Raw genomic sequence first — 21,550 nt, forward strand, 5'->3', positions numbered from 1 at the left:
AGGCGCCCGCCGGCCCGACCAGCGCCGAAGGCGCCGGCGCGGAGGCCGCGCCCGAGGCCGAGCCCCTCGCCACGCCCACCCTGCGCGTGCGCGCCGAGCGCATCGACCGCTTCGTCAACCAGGCCGGCGAGATCGGCGTCGCGCGCAGCCGGGTCGAGGGCGAGCTGCGCAGCCTGCGGCGTTCGCTGCTCGACCTCACCGAGAACGTGATCCGCCTGCGCAACCAGCTGCGCGAGGTCGAGATCCAGGCCGAGGTGCAGATGCAGTCGCGCATCGCCCAGGCCGGCACCCAGCACACCGACTTCGATCCGCTCGAGCTCGACCGCTACACCCGCCTGCAGGAGCTCACGCGGATGATGGCCGAGAGCGTCAACGACGTGACAACCGTGCAGCAGGGGCTGCTGCACAACCTGGACGGCGCGGAGCTCGCGCTCGGCAGCCAGGCGCGCATGGCGCGCGAGCTGCAGCAAGGCCTGATGCAGGTCCGCATGCTGCCCTTCGACAGCCTCGCCAGCCGGCTCTACCGGGTGGTGCGCCAGAGCGCGCGCGAGCTCGGCAAGCGCGCAGCGCTCGACCTGCGTGGCGGCCGCATCGAGGTCGACCGCAGCGTGCTCGAGCAGATGGCCGCACCGCTCGAGCACCTGCTGCGCAACGCGGTCGCGCACGGCATCGAGGCCCCGGCCGCGCGCCTCGCGGCGGGCAAGGCCGAGACCGGCAACATCGAGCTGACGGTGCGTCAGGAAGGCAACGAGATCGCCATCGAGATCGCCGACGACGGCGCCGGCCTGGACCTCGAGCGCATCGCCGCGCAGGCGCGCGCGCGCGGCCTGCTCGGCGCCGAAGAGCGCGTCGACGAGCGCCGCCTGATCAACCTGATCTTCGTCTCCGGCTTCAGCACCGCGCGCGAGGTGTCCGCGGTGTCCGGCCGCGGCGTCGGCATGGACGTGGTGAAGGCCCAGACCGCGGCCGCCGGCGGCCGCGTCGAGGTCGCCAGCAGCCCGGGCGCCGGCACGCGCTTCTCGATCCGGCTGCCGCTCACCCTCGCGGTGACGCAGACCCTGCTGGTGGAGGCGCTCGGTCGCGGCTGGGCCGTGCCCGCCAACATGATCGTGCAGGCCATGGAGCTCAAGCCCGACGCGCTGCAGGCCATGCAGCAGGCGCACGGCACCGAATGGCAGGGCGAGCACTACCCCTACCGCTACCTGCCGCGCCTGCTCGGTGACCGCGAGGCGCGCCCGGCCGAGGCGCGCTACAGCTGGGTGCTGCTGCTGCGCGCGGGCGCGCAGACGCTGGCGCTGCATGTGGATGGGCTGCGCGGCAACCAGGAGGTCATCGTCAAGAACGCCGGCCCGCAGCTCACCCGCATCGTCGGCATGAGCGGCGCGACCGTGCTCGGCGACGGCGAGATCGTGCTGATCCTCAACCCGGTCGCGCTCGCCGCGCGTGCCGCCGCCCCCACCGACGAGGCGCATGCGGGGCTGTTCGGCCCCGCCGCCGAGGCGCCTCCGCCGCTGCACCTGCCGACGGTGATGGTGGTGGACGACTCGCTCACCGTGCGCAAGATCACCGGCCGCCTGCTCGAACGCGAGGGCTATCGCGTGATCACCGCCAAGGACGGCGTGGACGCGCTCGAGCAGCTGATCGACCTGAAGCCCGACGTGGTGCTCACCGACATCGAGATGCCGCGCATGGACGGCTTCGACCTCGTCCGCAACATCCGCGCCGACGCCCGCCTGCACGACCTGCCGGTGGTGGTGATCACCTCGCGCCTGGCGGAGAAGCACCGCCGCTACGCCGCCGAGGTCGGCGCCGACCACTATCTCGGCAAGCCCTACCAGGAGGAAGAGCTGCTCGCGCTGGTGGCGCGCTACGCGAGGGCGGGTGAGGCGTGAGGCGTCAGGTGTCAGGTGCAAGGCGTCGGGCGCAAGGAGCGAGAGGCGGCGGGGCGACTATTCGGCCAGCGCCCGCGCCATGCGCGCGAGCGCCTCGTCCAGGGTCGCGCGCGGGCAGCCGAAGTTGAGCCGGACGAAGCCGGGGGCGCCGAAGGCCGCGCCATCCGAGAGCCCGACGCCGGCGGCCTCGAAGAAGGCCGCCGGGTTGGCGATGCCGCGCGCGGCCATCATCGAGCGGCAGTCGATCCAGGCGAGATAGGTGGCCTCGGGACGCGTCGTCGCGAGGCCGGGCATCGCCGCGACGGCCTCCAGCACGCGCTCGCGGTTGCCGCGCAGGTAGGCGAGCAGCGCCTGGCGCCAGGGGTCGCCGTCGCGGTAGGCGGCCTCCGCGGCGACCATGCCGAGCACGTTCACATGCGGCACGACGCCGCGCATGGCGTGGCGGTAGCGTCGGCGCAGCGCGGGGTCGGGGATGATCGCGAAGGCGCAGTAGAGCGCCGGGATGTTCCAGGTCTTGGATGGCGCCATCAGCGTGATGGTGCGCCGCGCCGTGGCCTCGTCGAGCGCGGCGAGCGGGCGCTGCGGGCGGTCGGCGTCGAGCACCAGGCCGCAGTGGATCTCGTCGGAGCACACGAGCAGGTCGTGGCGCGCGGCGAAGTCGGCGAGGCGTTGCAGTTCGTCCGCGTCGAACACCCGGCCGACCGGGTTGTGCGGGCTGCACAGCAGCAGCAGGCGGGTCGAGGGCGTGCACGCGGCCTCGAGCGCATCCCAGTCCCACTGCCAGCGTCCGTCGCGCAGGACCATTTCGACGCGCTGCAGCACGCGGCCGGTGTTGGCGGGGGCGGTGAGGAAGGGCGGGTACACCGGGGTCGCGGTGAGCACGCCGTCGCCGGGCTCGCCGGCGATCGCGCAGGCGAGGTTGAAGCCGGCGACCACGCCCGGTAGCCACACCAGCCAGTCGGGGTCGATGGTCCAGCCGTGGTCGCGCTGCAGGCCCTCGACCACGGCGTCGATCAGGGAGGGCCAGGCGTCGGTATAGCCGAACACGCCGTGGTCGATGCGCCGGTGCAGGGCGTCGAGGACCGCGGGCGGGGCGGCGAAGTCCATGTCGGCGACCCACAGCGGCAGCACGTCCCGGCCGGCGTAGCGGCCCCACTTCTCGCTCGGCAGGCTGCGGCGGTCGATGAGGCGGTCGAAGTCGAAGGCGGCGTCGGTCATGGGTCTGCGTCCGGTGGGGGGTGATGGGCGTCATTGTCCCGCAATTGGCGGGGGCGGCGCAGGGCGGCACGGCTCCGATGCGGCCGCGGGAGCGGGATGGTGGGCTCCGCCTGCACTCGCGGCCCGTCGCTTCACTCCGGGCTACCCGCGGTGGAAGACGCCGCGGGGGCGGCGACGCAAACTCGTCGCTGCGCTCCTCGGACATGCGCCGCCTTGCTTCCCCCGCGACGCCCTCCACCGCGGCGCTCGTGAAGTTGGCGCCCGCCATCCCCCTCCCGCGGCCTTGCGTGGCGAATGGCCGGACGGCTTGTCCTACCCGCCCTGCGCGTCGTTCTTCACCACCCCGAAGCGTTGCAGCGTACGTTCGCGCGCGGAGGCGTGGTCCACGATCGGTCCCGGATAGTCGACACCGATCTTCGTCCGGCACGCGCTCTGGTCGATGCCGCCCATGGTCCACGGGGCGTGGATGAACTTGTCGGGCACGCGCGCGAGCTCGGGCAGGTAGCGGCGGATGAAGCGGCCCTCGGGGTCGAACTTTTCCGACTGGGTGACCGGGTTGAAGATGCGGAACCAGGGCTGCGCGTCGCAACCGGTCGAGGCCGCCCACTGCCAGCCGCCGTTGTTGGCGGCGAGGTCGTAGTCGTTGAGCTGTGCGGCAAAGTAGCGCTCGCCCAGGCGCCAGTCGACGCCGAGGTCCTTGGTGAGGAAGGAGGCGACGATCATGCGCAGGCGGTTGTGCATCCAGCCGGTCTGGTTGAGCTGGCGCATCGCGGCATCGACGATCGGGTAGCCGGTGCGCGCCTCGCACCAGGCGGCGAAGAGCTCCGGCGCCTCGTCCCACTTCACCGCGTCGTATTCGGGGCGGAAGGCGCGGTCCACCACCTGCGGGTGGTGCCACAGGATCTGGTGGTAGAAGTCGCGCCAGATCAGCTCCGACAGCCAGGTCTCGGCGCCCTCGCCGCCGCGCGCGCGGGCGTGGGCGGCGAGCTGGCGGATCGACACGGTGCCGAAGCGCAGATGCGTCGACAGGTAACTGACGCCCTTCACCGCCGGGAAGTCGCGCGCGCGCTTGTAGCGCTCGATGCGTGCGGCGAAGTCGTCGAACAGGCGCCTGCCGCCGCTCATGCCGACCGGCATGTTCAGCTCGGCGAGCCTGGTGGGCTCGAAGCCGATGTCGGCGAGGCCCGGCAGGGTCTCGCCGGCGGGCTTCGGCGCCAGGTGTGCGGCGTGCCTTTCCACGGGATACGCGCGCACCTGGAAGTCGTCGACCTTCTTCAGCCAGGCGTTCTTGTACGGCGTGAACACGCTGTAGGGCTTGCCCGCCTGGGTGAGCACCTCGTCGCGCTCGAAGATCACCTGGTCCTTGAAGTCCTCGTAGCCGATGCCGGCCTCGGCCAGCGCCTGCGCCACCCGGCTGTCGCGCACGATGGCGTCGGGCTCGTAGTCGCGGTTGGCAAAGACCTTGTCGACGCCGAGCGCGGCGGCCAGGCGCGGGATCTCGTCCTCGGCGCGACCGTGGCGCACGATCAGCCCGCCCCCGGTGCCGCCCGCGGCGCGCGCCATGGCGTCGAGCGCCGCATCGAGCTCGGCCAGGCTGGCGTGGATGAACTCGACGCGGCGGTCGCGGCGCGAGGGCAGCGCGTCGAGGATGGCGGTATCGAAGACGAAGGCGCAATGCACGCGGTCGGCGAAGCGCAGGGCATGGTAGAGCGCGGCGTGATCGAAGCTGCGCAGGTCGCGGCGGAACCAGACGAGGGCGGAAGGCATGCTTTTTGTCCAAGACAAAGATGCTCGATTATGGCCCATCCGTCGCCATACCACCCACTTCACGACGAACGCCTCAGTCCGGACGAGCGCGAGGTCGCGGGGCCGGGGTGGCGAGCGCCAACTTCAGGAGCGCCGAGGCGGAGGGCGTCGCGGGGGAAACAAGGCGACGCATGTCCGAGGAGCGCAGCGACGAGTTTGCGTCGCCGCCCCCGCGGCGTCCTCCACCGAGGGCAGCCGCGAGTGCAGCGAGGGGCCGCGAGTGCAGGCGGCCCCCGCCACCCCGGTCCCGCGACCGCATCGAGGCCGCGACACGCAACCGAGCCCACTCGAACGCCATCCCGCGCGCGCCCGCGCCAAGAAGCCCGACGATCGGCGTAGAATGCCGCGCATGGAAACGCCCACGGCCAACTTCACGCACCACTTCCTGATCGCCATGCCCAACATGGTCGATCCGCACTTCACGCGCACGCTCACCTACATCGCCGAACACAACGAACAGGGCGCGCTCGGCATCATCGTGAACCGGCCGATCGACATGACCCTCGCCAGCCTCTTCGAGCGCATCGAGGTTCCGCTCGAGGCCGCGGGCTTCGCCGCGCAGCCGGTGTATTTCGGCGGTCCGGTGCAGACCGACCGCGGCTTCGTGCTGCACCGCCCGCTCGGCGAGTGGCACTCCACGCTCAAGGTCACCGACGAGATCGGCCTCACCAGCAGCCGCGACGTGCTGCAGGCCATCGGCGCCGGGGGCGAACCCAGGGACGTCATCGTCACCCTCGGCTACGCCGGCTGGGCCGCCGGCCAGCTCGAGCAGGAGCTCCTCGACAACGCCTGGCTCACCGTCCCCGCCGACCTCGAGATCGTGTTCGAGCTGCCGCCCGAGGAGCGCCTCGTCGCCGCCATGCAGAAGCTCGGCATCGACTTCACCAACCTGAGCGATGTCGCCGGACATGCCTGAGGCGGCTGCGGCCGCCCCGTCCCTTGCGGACACCCGCGCCACCCCGCCCGGCCCGGACACTCTCCCCGCGCGCGGCACCGTCCTCGGCTTCGACTTCGGCCTCGCCCGCATCGGCGTCGCCAGCGGCGAGCTCGAGACCGGCCTGGCCAGCGCGCTCACCACGCTTCACGCCGAGGCGAACGACGAACGCTTCGCCGCCATCGCCCGGTTGATCGCCGAATGGCGCCCGGTCGCGCTGGTGGTCGGCATCCCCACCCACCTCGACGGCCGCGAGCACGAGCTCACCGCGCGCTGCCGCCGCTTCGCCAACCAGCTCCACGGCCGCCACGCCCTGCCGGTGTTCAGCGCCGACGAGCGCCTGTCCTCGGTCGCCGCCGAGGCCGAGCTCGCCGAGGCCGGCCGCAAGGGCTGGCGCGAACGCAAGGCGGTGCTCGACGCCGCCGCCGCCCGCATCCTCCTGCAAACCTTCCTGGACACACGACGCCATGAAAGACCTTGACGCCGAAGCCCTGTGCCGGCAGCTCGCCGAGCAGATCCGCCCCCACGTCTGCCCCGCCACCGCGCTCGTCGGCATCTACACCGGCGGCCTGTGGCTGGCCGAGCGCCTTCACGCCGAGCTCGGCATCGCCCAGCCGCTGGGCGCGATCGACGTCTCCTTCTACCGCGACGACTACGCCAGCAAGGGCCTGCACGCCAGCCCGAAGAAGACCGAGATCCCCTTCGACGTCGACGGCGCGCACGTGATCCTGGTCGACGACGTGCTCTACACCGGCCGCACCACCCGCGCCGCGCTCAACGAGCTGTTCGACTTCGGCCGCCCGGCCCGGGTCGAGCTCGCCGTGCTGGTCGATCGCGGTGGGCGCGAGCTGCCGGTCGCCGCGCGCTACTGCGCCCACACCCTCGCCGCACCGCTCGCGCGCGAGCAGAACCTGGAGCTGCAGCGCGACGAGGCCGGGCAGTTCGGCCTCAAGCTGACCCAGCGCGCCTGAGCCCGAACCGCCCCCTTTCCCCTTGCCCACCGCTGAATCCGAGGCACGCCCGATGCGAAACCCCCAGCTCAACCAGCACGGCGAACTGCAGCACCTGCTCACGCTCGACGGTCTGCCGCGCGACATCCTGAACGCCATCCTCGACACCGCCGCGCCCTTCACCGAGGTGGCCGAACGCGAGGTGAAGAAGCTGCCGCTGTTGCGCGGCAAGAGCGTGTTCAACCTCTTCTTCGAGAACTCCACGCGCACCCGCACCACCTTCGAGATCGCCGCCAAGCGCCTGTCGGCCGACGTGGTGAACCTCAACATCAACACCAGCTCGGCCGCCAAGGGCGAGAGCCTGCTCGACACCGTCGACAACCTGTGCGCGATGCAGGCCGACATGTTCGTGGTGCGTCACGCCGCCAGCGGCGCGCCGATGCTGATCGCCCAGCACCTGCAGAACACCGGGCGCGACCACATCCACGTGGTCAACGCCGGTGACGGCCGCCATGCGCACCCGACGCAGGGCCTGCTCGACATGTACACCATCCGCCACTTCAAGCGCGACTTCACCAACCTGACGGTGGCGATCGTCGGCGACGTGCTGCACTCGCGCGTGGCGCGCAGCCAGATCGCCGCGCTGACCACGCTCGGCGTGCCCGAAGTGCGCGTGATCGGGCCGAAGACCTTGCTGCCCACCGAGGTCGAGCGCCTCGGCGTGCGCGTGTTCCACGACATGCGCGAGGGCCTGAAGGGCGTGGACGTGGTGATGATGCTGCGCCTGCAGAACGAGCGCATGAACGGCGCGCTGCTGCCCACGCCGCAGGAGTACTACAAGATCTGGGGCCTCACCGCCGAGAAGCTGGCGCTCGCCAAGCCCGACGCGATCGTGATGCACCCCGGCCCCATGAACCGCGGCGTGGAGATCGACTCCGCGGTGGCCGACGGCGCGCAGGCGGTCATCCTGCCCCAGGTCACCTTCGGCATCGCCGTGCGCATGGCGGTGATGAGCATGCTCGGCAGCCGCTGAGGCCGCGGACAGCACAGGAACAAGGACTCACCACTGATGAACATCCTGATCTCCAACGGCCGCGTCGTCGATCCGGCCAACCGCGTCGACGCGGTGCACAACGTCTATGTCTCCGGCGGCAAGATCGTCGCCTTGGGCGCCGCCCCGGACGGTTTCGTCGCCGAACGCACGATCGACGCCAGCGGCCTGGTCGTCGCACCGGGCTTCATCGACCTCGCCGCGCGCCTGCGCGAACCTGGCTACGAATACCGCGCCACGCTCGAGTCCGAAATGGAAGCGGCGATGGCCGGCGGCGTCACCAGCCTGGCGATTCCGCCCGACACCGACCCGGTGCTCGACGAGCCCGGCCTGGTCGAGATGCTGACCTACCGCGCCAAGAAGCTGAACCGCGCCCACATCTACCCGGTCGGTGCGCTCACCCTCGGCCTCAAGGGCGAGCGCCTGTCGGAGATGGCCGAGCTGGTCGAGGCCGGCTGCGTCGCCTTCTCGCAGGCCAACGTGCCGGTGGTGGACAACACCGTGCTGATGCGCGCGCTGCAGTACGCCGCCACCTTCGGCTTCCGCGTCTGGCTGCAGCCGCTGGCGCCCTTCCTGTCGCGCGTGGGCCACGCCCACGACGGCGAGGTGGCGACCCGCCTCGGCCTGTCCGGCATCCCGGTCGCCGCCGAGACCGTGGCGCTGTTCACCTACCTCGAACTCGCGCGCGCCACCGGCGCCCGCCTGCACATCACCCGCCTGTCGTCCGCGGCGGGCCTCGCGCTCATCGACCAGGCGCGCGCCGACGGCATGGACGTGACCTGCGACGTGTCGATCAACCATGTACATCTGTGCGACATGGACATCGGCTATTTCGACCCCAACTGCCACCTGATCCCGCCGCTGCGCAGCCAGCGCGACCGCGAGGCGCTGGCCCGCGGCCTGGCCGAGGGCCGCATCAACGCGCTGTGCTCGGATCACACCCCGGTGGATGACGACGGCAAGCAGACGCCGTTCGCCGAATCCGAACCCGGCGCCACCGGCCTCGAGCTGCTGCTGCCGCTGACGCTGAAGTGGGCGGACAAGGCCGGACTGTCGCTGATCGACGGGCTCGCCCGCATCACCTCGGACGCGGCGAAGATCGTCGGCATCACCAAGGCCGGCCATCTGTCGGTGGGCGCGCGTGCGGACGTGTGCGTGTTCGACCCGGCGGCCCACGTCGTCGTCACCCGCGAAGGGCTCAAGAGCCAGGGCAAGAACACGCCCTTCCTCGGCATGGAACTCCCGGGGAAGGTGCACTACACACTGGTCGAGGGGCAGGTGATGTTCGAGGCTTGAGCGAACTGCAGAAAGCGCAAAACCCATGAAACGCAAGTGATCTCCGCGTATCACGCCAAATACTACGCACACGAACTGACTCGGCGCCACGACACTGACGGAATCAATCGCCTTTCCCAGTCGCTGTTCGATGCCAGCGTCGATCTGAACCCTCATCAGATCGACGCTGCGCTGTTTGCGCTGCGTAACCCGATCCAGCAAGGCGTGTTGCTGGCCGACGAGGTTGGCCTTGGCAAAACGATCGAAGCGGCGCTGGTGCTCTGCCAGTACTGGGCGGAACGCCGTCGGCGACTGCTGGTGATCTGCCCCGCAAGTCTGCGCAAACAATGGGCGCAAGAGTTGTGGGACAAGTTCGCGTTGCGAGCCACGGTGCTCGACGCCGTCAGCCTTCGCAAGCTTCGCGCAGGGACAGCGCTTTCCACCCTTGAAGGCCTCGCCGGCAAGCAGGTCGTCATCGTCTCCTACCAGTTCGCGGCCAGGCTCGAACTGGAAATGCGCGCGATTGCCTGGGACCTGGTGGTGATCGACGAAGCCCACAAGCTCCGCAACGCACATCGCGCCAACAACCGCACCGGCCAGACGCTGCGGCGAACCTTCAACGGTCGTCGAAAATTGCTCCTGACCGCAACGCCGCTGCAAAACTCGCTGATGGAGCTTTACGGGCTCTCCACCTTGCTCGACGAGCATCTGTTCGGCGACGAAGCCGCATTCCGCAAGCAGTTCATGTCCGCGAGCAACTCGCTCACGGCCTTGCGCGATCGATTGCAGACCTTTGCCAAGCGGACGCTGCGCAAGCAGGTACTCGAATACGTCCGCTACACCGACCGCCGGGCGGTGACGCAGCCCTTCAATCCGACCGACGACGAGCAAGCGCTTTACGAAGCCATCTCGGATTTTCTCGCCAAAGAGGATTCCTACGCCCTGCCGCGCCGGCAGCGTCACTTGACCGCCCTGATCCTGCGCAAGCTGCTCGCATCGAGTTCGCATGCGGTCGTAGCGACACTGAAGACCATCCGCGACCGGCTGGAAAAGATGCTCGCTGGAACCGGTGGTGTCGATGACGCACTGCTCGAAAAGCTGATCGTAGAGGACGACATCGAAGGCGATTACCTCGAGGAGTCGGGCGACACAGCCGAGTGCGACGAAGTGACGATCGACGGACCGCGAACCCTCGACCCCGCCGCAGTGCGCAGCGAGATCGCACAGATCACTGCCTTCATCGACGCAGCCGAGCGCATTCAAACCGATACCAAGGCACAGGCGCTGCTGACTGCACTTCAAGTCGGCTTCGACAAGATGGCCGCGTTGAACGCGCCCCGCAAGGCGATCCTCTTCACGGAATCCCGCCGCACCCAGGAGTACCTCTCCCGCTTTCTGTCCGCCAACGGATACGCAGGCAAACTCGTATCGTTCAGCGGCACCAACACGGGCGAAGACGCGACACGCATCTACCTGGAATGGCTGGAGGCCAGCAAGGGCAGCGATCGCATCACCGGATCGCCGCAGGTGGATCGCCGGACAGCGCTCATCGACCACTTCCGCCGCACCGACGGCAAGGGTGCCGACATCATGATCGCCACCGAAGCCGGCGCAGAAGGCATCAACCTGCAGTTCTGCGCGCTCATCATCAACTACGACCTGCCGTGGAACCCGCAGCGCATCGAGCAGCGGATCGGCCGCTGCCATCGTTACGGGCAGCGCTTCGACGTTGTGGTCATCAATTTCCTCAACACCCGCAATCAGGCCGATCAGCGTGTACTGGAACTGCTCACCGAGAAATTCAGCCTGTTCTCGGGCGTGTTCGGCGCATCGGACGAAGTGCTCGGCCGCATCGAGAGCGGCATCGACTTCGAACGCCGCATCCTGCAGATCTACGAAACCTGCCGCCATCCGGAAGACATCGAGGCGGCGTTTGCCGCCTTGCAGGCCGAACTGGAGTCGGATATCGACAGCCGCATGCGCGAGACGCGCGCGCAGTTGATCGAGCACTTCGACGAGGACGTTCACGACCGCCTGAGGCTGCGGCTGGACGAAGCCGAAGCCCGGCTGGACAAGATTGGCCGCTGGTTCTGGGGGGCGACGCGCCACGTCCTCGAACACGCTGCGCAGTACGGGACACACTTCGAGGAGGCCCACTATGCCTTCTCGCTCGTACGCTCGCCGATGCCCGAGGCGCCGGCCGGGCGCTATCAGTTGGTTCGCGGCGGCAAGCAGGCCGACATGCTCGCGCACGCATACCGCCTCAACCATCCATTGGGCGAATGGGTGCTCGATCAAGCAAGGAACGCCGAGACCCCACTCGCCGAGCTGGCTTTCGATTACTCGAGCAATCCAACGCGGATTTCCGTGATCGATCGACTGCGCGGCAAGTGCGGCTGGCTCACGCTCGAGCACTTGACCGTGACGAGCTTCGATGCCACCGAATCCTTGCTGTTCTCCGCCATGCTCGACGATGGGCAGACGCTTGATCAGGAAACCTGCGAGAAGCTCTTTTCCGTCCAGGCCGTCGGCAAGCCGACACGCGTCGGCGATAATCCCCCGCAACGGCTGGCGGCGAACGCCACGCGCCTGGCTCAAGCACGCATCGCCGAACTGCTGGAGGCGAATCAGCGACTCTTCAACGAAGAGCGCGAGAAGCTCGAGAAATGGGCCGATGACAAGCTGCTGGCGGCCGAGGAAGGTCTGCGCGACACCAAGGCGCACATCGCGCAGTTGAAGCGCGACGCGCGCAAGGCAACCACACTCGAAGCGCAATCCGCCATCCAGAACGAACTCCGCGAGCTGGAGCGCCGGCAACGACGACAGCGGCAGGACATCTTCGCGGTCGAGGACGAGATCACCGAACGCCGCGACGCCCTGATCGAGCAGCTCGAACGACGCCTCCAGCAGCACACCGAATCCCGAACCCTCTTCACCCTGCGCTTCAGGGTGGTTTGATCAAGACGAGAAGCTTCATGCCCGCCGAAACGAAAACCATCGAAAAGAAACAACGCCTGCTGAGCCTGCTGCGGGAAATGTTCCAGCTCGACCAGCCCGACCTCGATTTCGGCCTCTACCGCATCATGCATGCCAAGCGCGGCCAGCTCGAAGCCTTCCTCGAAACCGAATTCGACCAACTGATCGACAAGGTGTTTGCCGATCGCGGCGCGCGCCATGAAGACGACGCCAGAAAGGAATACGAGGCGGCACGCCAGCAGGCGGCCGAGTTCGGCGCCCCTGATCCCGATGCAATTCCCAAGGTGCAGCAGGCGCGCGCGCGCTACGACGTCATCCGCCTGAGCGGCGGCGAGAACGCCGAGATCTACGATCACCTCCATCGCTTCTTCTCGCGCTACTACGACCAGGGCGACTTCATGTCCCTGCGCCGCTATGGCAAGGGTGCGGCCGGCGGTGCGGAAACCTATGCCGTGCCCTACGACGGCGCCGAAGTCGTGTTGCACTGGGCGAACAAGGACCAGTACTACATCAAGACAACGGAGAACTTCGCCGCCTTCAGCTTCGACCCGCGCAAGGCCTTGCACAAGGACGAGCGCGGCGTAAGCCGCAGCCTGTTCGACGATGGCGACACGGGCGGAACGTCGCTCAAGGTGCACTTTCGCGTCGTCGAGGCCGCGGAGGGCGCCCACAACAACGTCAAGGCGAGCGACAAGGACGAGCGTTACTTCATCCTGGACACCGCCGAACCACTGGCATGGGAAGGCAGCGAATTGGTCGTCCGCATCAACTACCGCAGCGATCCGGCAAAGCCCCCGAAAGGCCAGAAACAGAAATGGCAGGCGACCCGCAACGAGCAACTGGTGCAGACCGTGCTCGACGCACTGAAAGGCTTGAACGGCAGCGGCAACCCGCTGGCCGGCGAGTACTTCGAGGTGCTGGCGCGCGAAATCGGCAAGGGCAAGGACAAGACGCAGCCCCTGCTCGCGCGGTATATCGGGCAGTACACCGCCACCAACACCATGGATTACTTCATCCACAAGGACGTCGGCGGCTTCCTGCGGCGCGAGCTGGATTTCTATCTGAAGAATGAAGTCTTCAAGCTCGACGACTTCGTCGGCGGCGAAGATGCCGACGTGCAGGCCGGGCTAAGCGACGCCCGCATGAAGGCCATGCGTGAAGCCCTGGAAAAGGCGCAGGCCATCCGCATCCTCTCCCTGCGCCTCATCGACTTCCTAGCCCAGCTCGAAGACTTCCAGAAGAAGCTGTGGCTGAAAAAGAAGTTCGTCGTCGAGACACACTACTGCATCACGCTGGATCGCATCCCGGAGAAGTTCTATCCCGAGATCGCGGCCAATGAGCGGCAGCGCGAGGAGTGGGTCAAGTTATTCGCAGTTGATGAGATCCAAGGGGACATGGCAACACTGGGATATTCGGCGCCGCTGACGGTTGAGTTCCTTAGAGACAATGCCTTTTTGGTGCTGGACACCGCACTGTTCTCCGATCAATTCAATCAAACACTCATCGAAGCCATCGAAGGACTGGACGAGCGCACGGGAGGCCTTCTCGTGCACGCAGAGAATAGTCACGCGCTGCGCTTGATGAACGGCAAACTACGCGAGCACATCCAGTGCATCTATATCGACCCACCCTACAACACCGGCTCGGATGGCTTTCGCTACAAAGACGCCTATCCCCACGCCTCATGGTTGTCGATGATCGATGAGCGTCTGCGCTTGGCGCACACACTGGCAGCGGAGAAAACCGCCCTTTTTGTGTCGCTCGACGACAACGAACAAGCCGTGTTCCGCCAAGCGGCCGATGCCGTCTGGGGGCGCGAAAATTTCGTCGCCACGGTGATTTGGCAGAAGATTTTCTCGCCAAAGAATTCGGCCCGGCACTTCTCTGAAGACCATGATTTCGTACTGGTGTATGCCCGGGATGGCGTGACCTGGACACCGCGCCTGCTGCCGCGCACAGCGGAAATGGAGGCGCGTTACAGCAACCCCGACAAGGACCCACGGGGTCCATGGACATCCGGTGACGTTTCCGCGCGCAACCCCTATAGCGAAGGCCGCTACGCGATCACCAGCCCTTCCGGGCGGCACATCCCCGGCCCGCCGCCCGGCACCTACTGGCGGGTATCCAGGACCCGGTTCGATGAACTGAACCGCGACGGACGCATCTGGTGGGGAGAAGACGGCGACAATATTCCTCGTCTTAAACGCTTCCTTTCCGAAGTCAAACAGGGGCGGGTCCCGCAAACCATCTGGCCCTACGCCGAGGTCGGCCACACTCAGGACGCCAAGAAGGAACTGCTCGCCTGCGTCAAGCTGGATGCCGAGGAAGTGGTTTTTCAGACGCCCAAACCCACCGCCTTGCTGCGCCGGGTATTGGCGCTGGCCACCCATCCTGAATCGTCAGATTGGGTATTGGATTTTTTTGCGGGCTCGGCCACAACAGCCCACGCGGTCATTCAGCAGAACCGGGAAGACCGTGGGCAGCGTCGTTATGCGTTGGTTGAGATGGAGGATTATTTCGATCAACTGGTGCTGCCGCGCGTCAAAAAGGCGATTTACGCCAGCGAGTGGGCCGATGGCAAGCCAATGGCACGCGATGGGATTTCGCACTGTTTCAAATATGTCCGACTCGAATCCTATGAAGATTGCCTGAACAACCTCGCGCTCAATACGCGCGACGAACATGTTTGCAAGCAGGGCGACGCGGCTCTCCAGCGCGATTACCTGCTGCGTTACATGCTCGAGGTCGAAACCCACGGTAGCCAAAGCCTGCTCAACGTCGCCCAGTTCCGCGACCCGACGGCGTATCGACTGGAGATCAAGAAGCCTGGCTCCGACGAGCGCGAGCAGCGCAATGTCGACCTGATCGAGACCTTCAACTGGCTGATCGGCCTGCACGTCGACAAACTGCACGCCGGCCGGCGCTTCACGGCGAGCTTCGTGCGCAAGCCCGATCCGCTGCTGCCGCAGGATGCACACACGCGCCTGCAGGCCACGGCTCTGACCGAGGCGGACGATGGCACGTGGTGGTTCCGCCCCGTGGAGGGTTACGTGCGCACCCGGCCGGGTGACGACCTGCACCGCCAGAGCGTGCTGGTGCTGTGGCGTACGCTCACCGACGACCCCGAGCAGGACGCGGCGGCGCTCGAAGCCTTCCTGTCGCAGAAGATGAAGTGGAATCCCACGCGACGCGAGGACAAGACGCTCTACGACCTCATCTACATCAACGGCACGCACAACTTGCCGAATCTTGGCAAGTACGGCGAGGTGCGACTGCTCGAAGAGGAATTCCACCGCCGGATGTGGTCCGGAGAGGAGAGCTGATATGTCGCTGCTCAACAAGCTGACCGTCAACGGGTTCAAATCCATCGATAGCTGCGAACTGGAACTGCAGCGCCTCAACGTCGTGATTGGCCCGAACGGCGCCGGAAAGTCGAACCTGATCGGCGTCTTTCGCTTCCTCAATTCCGTGCTGTCGAAACAGTTGCAGCTCTACGTCGGCGAACATGGTGGGCCGGACCGCCTCCTGCACCACGGCGAGAAGACCACGCCGAAGATGTCCTTCCGTTTCGACTTCGGGAGCAACGCGTACAGCTTCTGTCTGAAGCCCGCGGTCGGCGACACCATGGTCTTCGACTGGGAGACGATTTACTACCACGATGTGCGCTACTACTCGCGCCCATGGAGTCTTCAGATCGGCGCAGGACACAAGGAAACAGCGCTGCATGAAGCGGCCAATACCGCAGGACAGGGCAAACGCGTTGCAGAGCACGTCTTGGAAGGCGTGCAGGGCTGGGTGGTCTATCACTTCCACGACACATCGAGTTCGGCCCCGGCGAAGAAGACGCAGGACATCGACGACAACCGGACCTTCCGCTCCGATGCGGCCAACCTCGCCGCATTCTTGTACTGGATGAAGCTGACGCATCCTACCGAGTACCGGCACGTCGTCGAGCATGTGCAGTTGGTCGCGCCGTTTTTCGACGACTTCACGCTCGAACCGTCGCGCACCAACCCGAACAAGATCAAGCTGGAATGGAGACAGAAGGGCTCGGACGCCTATTTCGACGGCTTTTCGCTGTCGGACGGCACGCTCAGGTTCATCTGCCTCGCCGTGCTGCTGCTGCAGCCGTCTCTGCCGTCGCTGATCCTGCTCGATGAGCCGGAGCTTGGCCTGCACCCCTTCGCCATCACGATCCTGTCCGAGATGATCGAGGCTGCAGCCCGGCGCAGTCAGGTAATCCTGGCGACGCAGTCGGTCACGCTGCTCAACCAGTTCTCGCCCGAGGCGATCATCATCGCCGACAACGATGGCCTGCGTACCCATTTCCGTCGCCTGACGGAGCAGGACTTGTCGAGCTGGATGAACGACTACAGCGTGGGCGACCTATGGGAAAAGAACATCATCGGGGGGCGGCCCTGATGACTCGTCTGCTGATTCTGGTGGAGGGCCAGTCCGAGGAGGTCTTCGCCAAGCGAACGCTGGCGCCCCACCTCGCCGCCTTTGGCGTCTATGCCAGCGTCACTGTCTTGCGGACCAAGCGGATCATGAGCGGTGGCGCGTTTCGGGGTGGGGTGACGAGCTATGCCAAGATCCGGCAGAACCTCCTGGAACTGCTGGGCGACAGGAACGCCCGCGTGACGACCTTGCTGGATTTCTATGGACTGCCGGAGGACTTCCCCGGGCGTGCAGCCGTCCTGGCGACACCCGGTTTGACGGCGCACGACAAGGCGATTCGCCTGCAACAAGCGTTTGCGGACGACATCGACCAGGCGCGCTTCATGCCCTTTCTCGCCCTGCACGAGTTCGAGGCCTGGCTGTTCAGCAGACCGGAAGCCGTCGCCGAACATTTCGGCAATCCGGCATTGGCTGCGGCACTGTCGGCCATCGTGCAACAGGCAGGGACACCGGAAGAGATCAACAACGATCCGGCGACACACCCGTCCGCACGCATCGAGCGCCTGATCCCGAGCTTCAAGAAGACTTCGGACGGCCCCACCATCCTCCACAAGACGACGCTCACCACCGTGCGCACAGCCTGCCCGCACTTCGGCGAATGGCTGACAACCCTTGAAGGGCTGGGCGAGCCGACAGAGAACCTGTCTGCGGTCGCCTGATCGGAATACGCAATCACATGGCAACCACCAAGAAGAACGCCAAGACGGCCGGCACGGTGAAGAAGGCGAAAGGCTCGGCGAAGACTGCCGACCCTTTCATTTTCAAGCTGGTGCTCAACGCCTGGATGATCGAGCAGTTCGGCGTCGATCCGCTGACAGAGCACAAGGACACCGACGGGCGCAGCATCCCGCCGATCCGGCGTCTGGCCCATACGATCATCGACGAAGACAAGGAAGGGTTGCACGAGGATGGGCGCCACCGCTTCTTCCGCGAGCTGAATGCCAACTGGCCGGCGTCGGCGAAGGTGTCGGCGGCCGAGCTTGCGGCCTACGAAGACAATATCCTCGCGCACACGAAGACACTGAACGACCGCCGACAGGCTGGCGGCGAGCGCCGCATCGTGTGGAAGTATTTCCAGTGGTTATCGCTGATCTTCACCGAACGCTACCTGGATCTATTCTTCCACCAGCCCGCACAACTGCTCGATTCGCTCAACGAATTCCTGCTGCGCTTCAACGCGTGGAGAACGGCGGCGAGGCTGCCGACGACGGTGGAGCCTTTCACGGTCGCCGACCTCAACCGCCTGTGTTTCCAGAATGCGACCGGCAGCGGCAAGACGTTCTTGATGCACGCCAACGTTCTCCAGTTCCGCCATTACGCGAAGTTGTCGAACCGCGAGAACGAGTTCTCGCGCTCGGTACTGATCACTCCGAACGAATCGCTGACCGAGCAGCATCTGCGGGAACTGGGGCAGAACGGAATTGCATCACAGCGCTTTCGCGCGGACCTGCTCGGCTCACCGGACCTTGGACGGGTGGACGTCATCGAGATCACCAAGCTGGGCGAAGTTCGGCGCGAGAACACGGTGGCCGTCTCCGAGTTCGGCGACAACAACCTGCTGCTGGTCGACGAGGGCCACCGCGGACTGGGCAGCGAAGAGGAGACCGGCTGGCTGAAACGGCGTGAGGCAATCGCGGCGCGCGGTTTCGTCTTCGAGTATTCCGCCACTTTCGCCCAGGCCGTGGCAGCGGCTGGCAGCGAGTCGATCACCCAGACCTACGCGAAGAGCGTGCTGTTCGATTACTCGTACCGCTACTTTTACGAGGACGGTTTCGGCAAGGACTACAGCATTCTCAACCTGGCGAAGGAAGGCGCCGACACGCGCCGATACCTGACCGCCTGCTTGCTGGCCTACTTCCAGCAGTTGCGCCTGTACGACCGCGATACGCTGGCCTTGCGCCCCTTCAACCTGGAGAAACCGCTGTGGGTCTTTGTCGGCGGCAGTGTCAGCAAACCGGGCGGCGCGAATCAGGACGAGAAGGCGGCAATCGCGGACGTGGCAAGGATCGTCCTGTTCCTCGGCGAGTTTGTAGCCGACCCGGCGACCAGCAAGAAAGACATCCAGCTCTTGCTGACACAGTCCGGCGCGGCCAATGGCATGATCGATGCGGACGGCAATGACATCTTCGCGAGCTGCTTCCCTGTCCTGCAGAACATGCTCGGTGCTGGCGGGACGGTAGACGAGATCTACGGCTCGATCCTTGGTGAGGTCTTTCAGGCGCGCTCAGGTGGCATTCTTCGCATCACACGCATCAAGGGCGACAGCGGCGAGATCCACCTGCGCGTCGGCCATGCCGAACGCCCATTCGGGTTGATCAATGTCGGCGACGCCAAGGGGCTGGCAGACCACATCGGCGAACGGATTCCGGCCGAAAAGGTGGAGATCACCAGTAGCGAGTTCGATGACAGGCCGCTGTTTTCGGGGGCATCCGACAGCCAGTCGCCCGTCAACATCCTCATCGGTGCGAAGAAGTTCATCGAGGGCTGGGATTGCTGGCGCGTTTCCACCCTCGGGCTGATGCACGTCGGCAAGTCTGAAGGATCGCAGATCATCCAGTTGTTCGGCCGCGGCGTGCGCCTGAAAGGCTTCGACTGGAGCCTCAAACGCAGCAGCCGCTGCACCCGCATCAACGTTCCGAGGCCTGCCAACATCCATTGGCTGGAGACCTTGCAGGTGTTCGGCATCGAAGCCGAGTTCATGCAACGGTTCCGCGATTACCTCGCCGCAGAGGGGCTGCCCGGCAACGAGCGCCAGGAAGTGATCGAGGTGCCGATGCACACCACGCGGAACTTCGGTACCCGGCTGAAGGTGCTTCGCCCAAAGCGAAAGAAGGACAACGGCAGGGAATACGACTTCAAGCTCGACGCGCCGCTGCCCATCCTCAGATTGCCGCTACCCGCCAAGGTCATCGCGCGCCAGATCGAGCTCGACTGGTATCCGCGTATCGAGGCCCTTGCGGTCGGCAAAGCGAATGTTTCGGAAGCAACGGCAAAACAGACACAACTGTTCAAGGGCCATCAGCTCGCGCTGATCGACTGGGACGCGGTGTTCTTCGAGTTGGAAGCCTTCAAGCGCGTGCGCCGGTTCGAGAACCTGCTGGTCCACCGCGACGATCTGCCGAAGCTTTTCACCGACGGCCACGGTGCGTGGTATCGCCTGTATGCGCCAGACACCCTCATGCAGCCTCGCGCGTGGGCGGAAGTGCGGCAATGGCAGTTGATTGTCACAACCTTGCTCAAGCGACTGATGGAGGCGCTTTTCAATCACCAGGTCGATGCCTTCTTCGAGCAGCGGCTCGAATACCGCGAACTCACCGCAGCCGACGATAACCTGCCCAAGCAGGACGATCACTGGAAGATCATGGTCGATGCCAACGAGTCGACGCTGATCTCGGACCTGAAGCAACTCGCTGCGGACGTAGAAACGTTGGCACGATCGATCAAGGACTCCAGCGCTACGACGCGCTTGCACGACAAATCGCGGCCGGGCGGCCTGCCTCCCGACGCTCTACTGGGTGGCATCCACCTCTATTCGCCACTGCTGCACATGCCGGACGGCGCTGGACCAACGTCGCGCATCAAGATCAGCCCGGTTGCCCTGAAAGACAGCGAATTCGATTTCGTCAGGGATCTGCACGCCCACCTTCTCGAAAATCAATCTGCCTTTGCGGGTAAGGAGTTCTTCCTTCTACGCAACAAGGCGCGAGGCGGGGGTATCGGCTTCTTCGAGGCGGGTAGTTTCTACCCTGACTTCATCTTGTGGATCATCGACGGCGACAGACAGCAGATCGTCTTCATCGAACCACATGGCCTGATTCACGAAGGAATCACCAGTCCGAAAGTGCAATTCTGCAAGGTCATCAAGGACATCGAAAAGCGATTGGGCGACGACAAGGTCAGCCTTTCAAGCTTCATCGTCTCTCCGACTCAGCTCAGCTCATTGCAGAGGAATTTCGGCTTGCACAGCCTGGAAGAGTTTCTCGAGATCAATATCCTCTTCATGAAGAACGATTCAGCATACGTGGGACGGCTGCTTGAAAAGGCATGCATGCCATGACGTAACGTCACTGCTCTGCCCAATTCAAAACACAGAGGTCAGCCGATCCTGGATTGGCGGCGCGACCGACGCGCCGTGGGAGCGGGCTTGCCCGCGAACTTCCAGCCCCGAACGCTCAGCCCACGAACAGCAGCGGCGCAAAACCGTTGCGGGCGCCGGCGAGCACCATCAGCACGATCTGCAGCACCAGCAGCAGCACGAGCGGCGACAGGTCGACGTTGGCGATGGTCGGCACCACACGGCGGAACGGCCGCAGGAAGGGCGCCGCGATCGCATTGAGCATGGGCGCCAGCGGCGAATGCGGGCTCACCCACGACAGCAGCGCCGAGCCGAGCACGACCGCGAACAGCAGATACACCATCATGCGCACCAGCTCGATCAGGCCCACCCCCGCCAAGCCGGCGATCACCGCAGCGGTGTTGCCGCTGAATACCGCGCCGCGCAGGCTGAGCTCAAAGGCCACCAGCAGCACCTGCACCACCCAGGCCGGCAGCAGGCTCGCCATGTCGAGGCCGAACACGCCGGGAATGACGCGGCGCAGCGGGCGAACGATCCAGTCGGTGGTGCTGACCACGAACTGGCCGATCTGGTTACGGAACGAGATGCGCTGCCACTGCATGTAGAAGCGCGCCAGCAGCATCAGCGTGATGAAGCCGGCGGCAGCGTTGATGACCAGCAGGAGGATGTTGGCGAGCATGGCTCAGTCCCGGCCGAGTTGTGCGCCGAGTTCGCGGCCGCGATCCTCGGCGGCCTTCACCGCGGCAACCAGTTCGTCGTGCCAGCCGGACGCCGCCAGGCTGGCGAGCGCGGCCTCGGTGGTGCCGCCCTTGGAGGTGACCTTCTGGCGCAGCACGGCGGGCGAATCTTCTGAACTGGCGGCCAGCTTCGCCGCACCCAGCGCGGTGTCGATCGCCAGCCGGCGCGCGCCCGCCT

General features: G+C 65.9%; 15 protein-coding genes. 11 read left to right on the forward strand and 4 right to left on the reverse strand.

The annotated features are described in order from the left end of the window. The coding region (locus tag C667_RS09605) for a hybrid sensor histidine kinase/response regulator (protein ID WP_004361775.1) at nt 1-1,892 on the forward strand (1,892 nt) is incomplete at its 5' end. 57 nt (nt 1,893-1,949) lie between these two features. On the opposite strand, the gene C667_RS09610 is transcribed toward C667_RS09605, so the two are convergent. Both C667_RS09610 and C667_RS09615 read right to left on the reverse strand, forming a co-directional pair. Then, the gene (locus C667_RS09610; protein WP_004361776.1) at nt 1,950-3,110 is read right to left on the reverse strand and encodes a MalY/PatB family protein; all 1,161 of its coding nucleotides are present in this window, start codon (nt 3,108-3,110) and stop codon (nt 1,950-1,952) included. Between the two features lie 312 nt (nt 3,111-3,422). Continuing rightward, complete coding sequence (locus C667_RS09615) at nt 3,423-4,877, reverse strand: cryptochrome/photolyase family protein (RefSeq protein ID WP_004361777.1); 1,455 nt, start codon at nt 4,875-4,877, stop codon at nt 3,423-3,425. 379 nt (nt 4,878-5,256) lie between these two features. Between C667_RS09615 and C667_RS09620 the strand changes: the two genes are divergently transcribed. Genes C667_RS09620 through C667_RS09665 form a run of 10 tightly spaced genes read left to right on the forward strand, consistent with a single transcriptional unit; the run spans nt 5,257 to nt 20,617 of the window. After that, the gene (locus C667_RS09620) at nt 5,257-5,832 is read left to right on the forward strand and encodes a YqgE/AlgH family protein (protein ID WP_004361778.1); all 576 of its coding nucleotides are present in this window, start codon (nt 5,257-5,259) and stop codon (nt 5,830-5,832) included. Beyond that, nucleotides 5,825-6,331 (forward strand): Holliday junction resolvase RuvX, encoded by a 507-nt coding sequence (gene ruvX, locus C667_RS09625; RefSeq protein WP_039921170.1) that lies wholly within the window; start codon nt 5,825-5,827, stop codon nt 6,329-6,331. Before C667_RS09620 ends, ruvX begins: the two co-directional genes overlap by 8 nt. Next, nucleotides 6,318-6,821, forward strand: coding sequence for a bifunctional pyr operon transcriptional regulator/uracil phosphoribosyltransferase PyrR (pyrR, locus tag C667_RS09630; RefSeq protein WP_004361782.1), 504 nt, complete (start codon nt 6,318-6,320; stop codon nt 6,819-6,821). The genes ruvX and pyrR overlap by 14 nt, the downstream gene beginning before the upstream one ends. Before the next feature lie 52 nt (nt 6,822-6,873). Further along, complete coding sequence (locus C667_RS09635) at nt 6,874-7,833, forward strand: aspartate carbamoyltransferase catalytic subunit (protein ID WP_004361783.1); 960 nt, start codon at nt 6,874-6,876, stop codon at nt 7,831-7,833. 36 nt (nt 7,834-7,869) lie between these two features. Beyond that, on the forward strand, nt 7,870-9,147 hold the full coding sequence (locus tag C667_RS09640; RefSeq protein WP_004361784.1) for a dihydroorotase: 1,278 nt from the start codon (nt 7,870-7,872) through the stop codon (nt 9,145-9,147). Between the two features lie 36 nt (nt 9,148-9,183). Further along, on the forward strand, nt 9,184-12,084 hold the full coding sequence (locus tag C667_RS09645; protein ID WP_004361786.1) for an SNF2-related protein: 2,901 nt from the start codon (nt 9,184-9,186) through the stop codon (nt 12,082-12,084). 17 nt (nt 12,085-12,101) lie between these two features. Further along, complete coding sequence (locus C667_RS09650; protein WP_004361788.1) at nt 12,102-15,425, forward strand: site-specific DNA-methyltransferase; 3,324 nt, start codon at nt 12,102-12,104, stop codon at nt 15,423-15,425. Between the two features lies 1 nt (nt 15,426). Next, a complete protein-coding gene (locus tag C667_RS09655; protein WP_004361789.1) occupies nt 15,427-16,524 on the forward strand; it encodes an AAA family ATPase in 1,098 nt (365 codons plus the stop codon). Then, nucleotides 16,524-17,219 carry a DUF4276 family protein gene (locus C667_RS09660; RefSeq protein ID WP_004361790.1) on the forward strand — a complete coding sequence of 232 codons (696 nt, stop codon included), beginning with the start codon at nt 16,524-16,526 and terminating at the stop codon, nt 17,217-17,219. Before C667_RS09655 ends, C667_RS09660 begins: the two co-directional genes overlap by 1 nt. A gap of 17 nt (nt 17,220-17,236) precedes the next feature. Beyond that, nucleotides 17,237-20,617, forward strand: a complete 3,381-nt coding sequence (locus C667_RS09665; protein WP_004361792.1) for a DEAD/DEAH box helicase family protein — start codon at nt 17,237-17,239, stop codon at nt 20,615-20,617. A gap of 115 nt (nt 20,618-20,732) precedes the next feature. Here C667_RS09665 and C667_RS09670 read toward each other — a convergent pair whose 3' ends face one another. Beyond that, nucleotides 20,733-21,314 (reverse strand): YggT family protein, encoded by a 582-nt coding sequence (locus C667_RS09670; RefSeq protein ID WP_004361798.1) that lies wholly within the window; start codon nt 21,312-21,314, stop codon nt 20,733-20,735. 3 nt (nt 21,315-21,317) lie between these two features. After that, the coding region (locus C667_RS09675) for a pyrroline-5-carboxylate reductase family protein (protein ID WP_004361800.1) at nt 21,318-21,550 on the reverse strand (233 nt) is incomplete at its 5' end.

Origin of the sequence: Thauera phenylacetica B4P (assembly GCF_000310225.1) — a bacterium.
GTDB lineage: Bacteria > Pseudomonadota > Gammaproteobacteria > Burkholderiales > Rhodocyclaceae > Thauera > Thauera phenylacetica.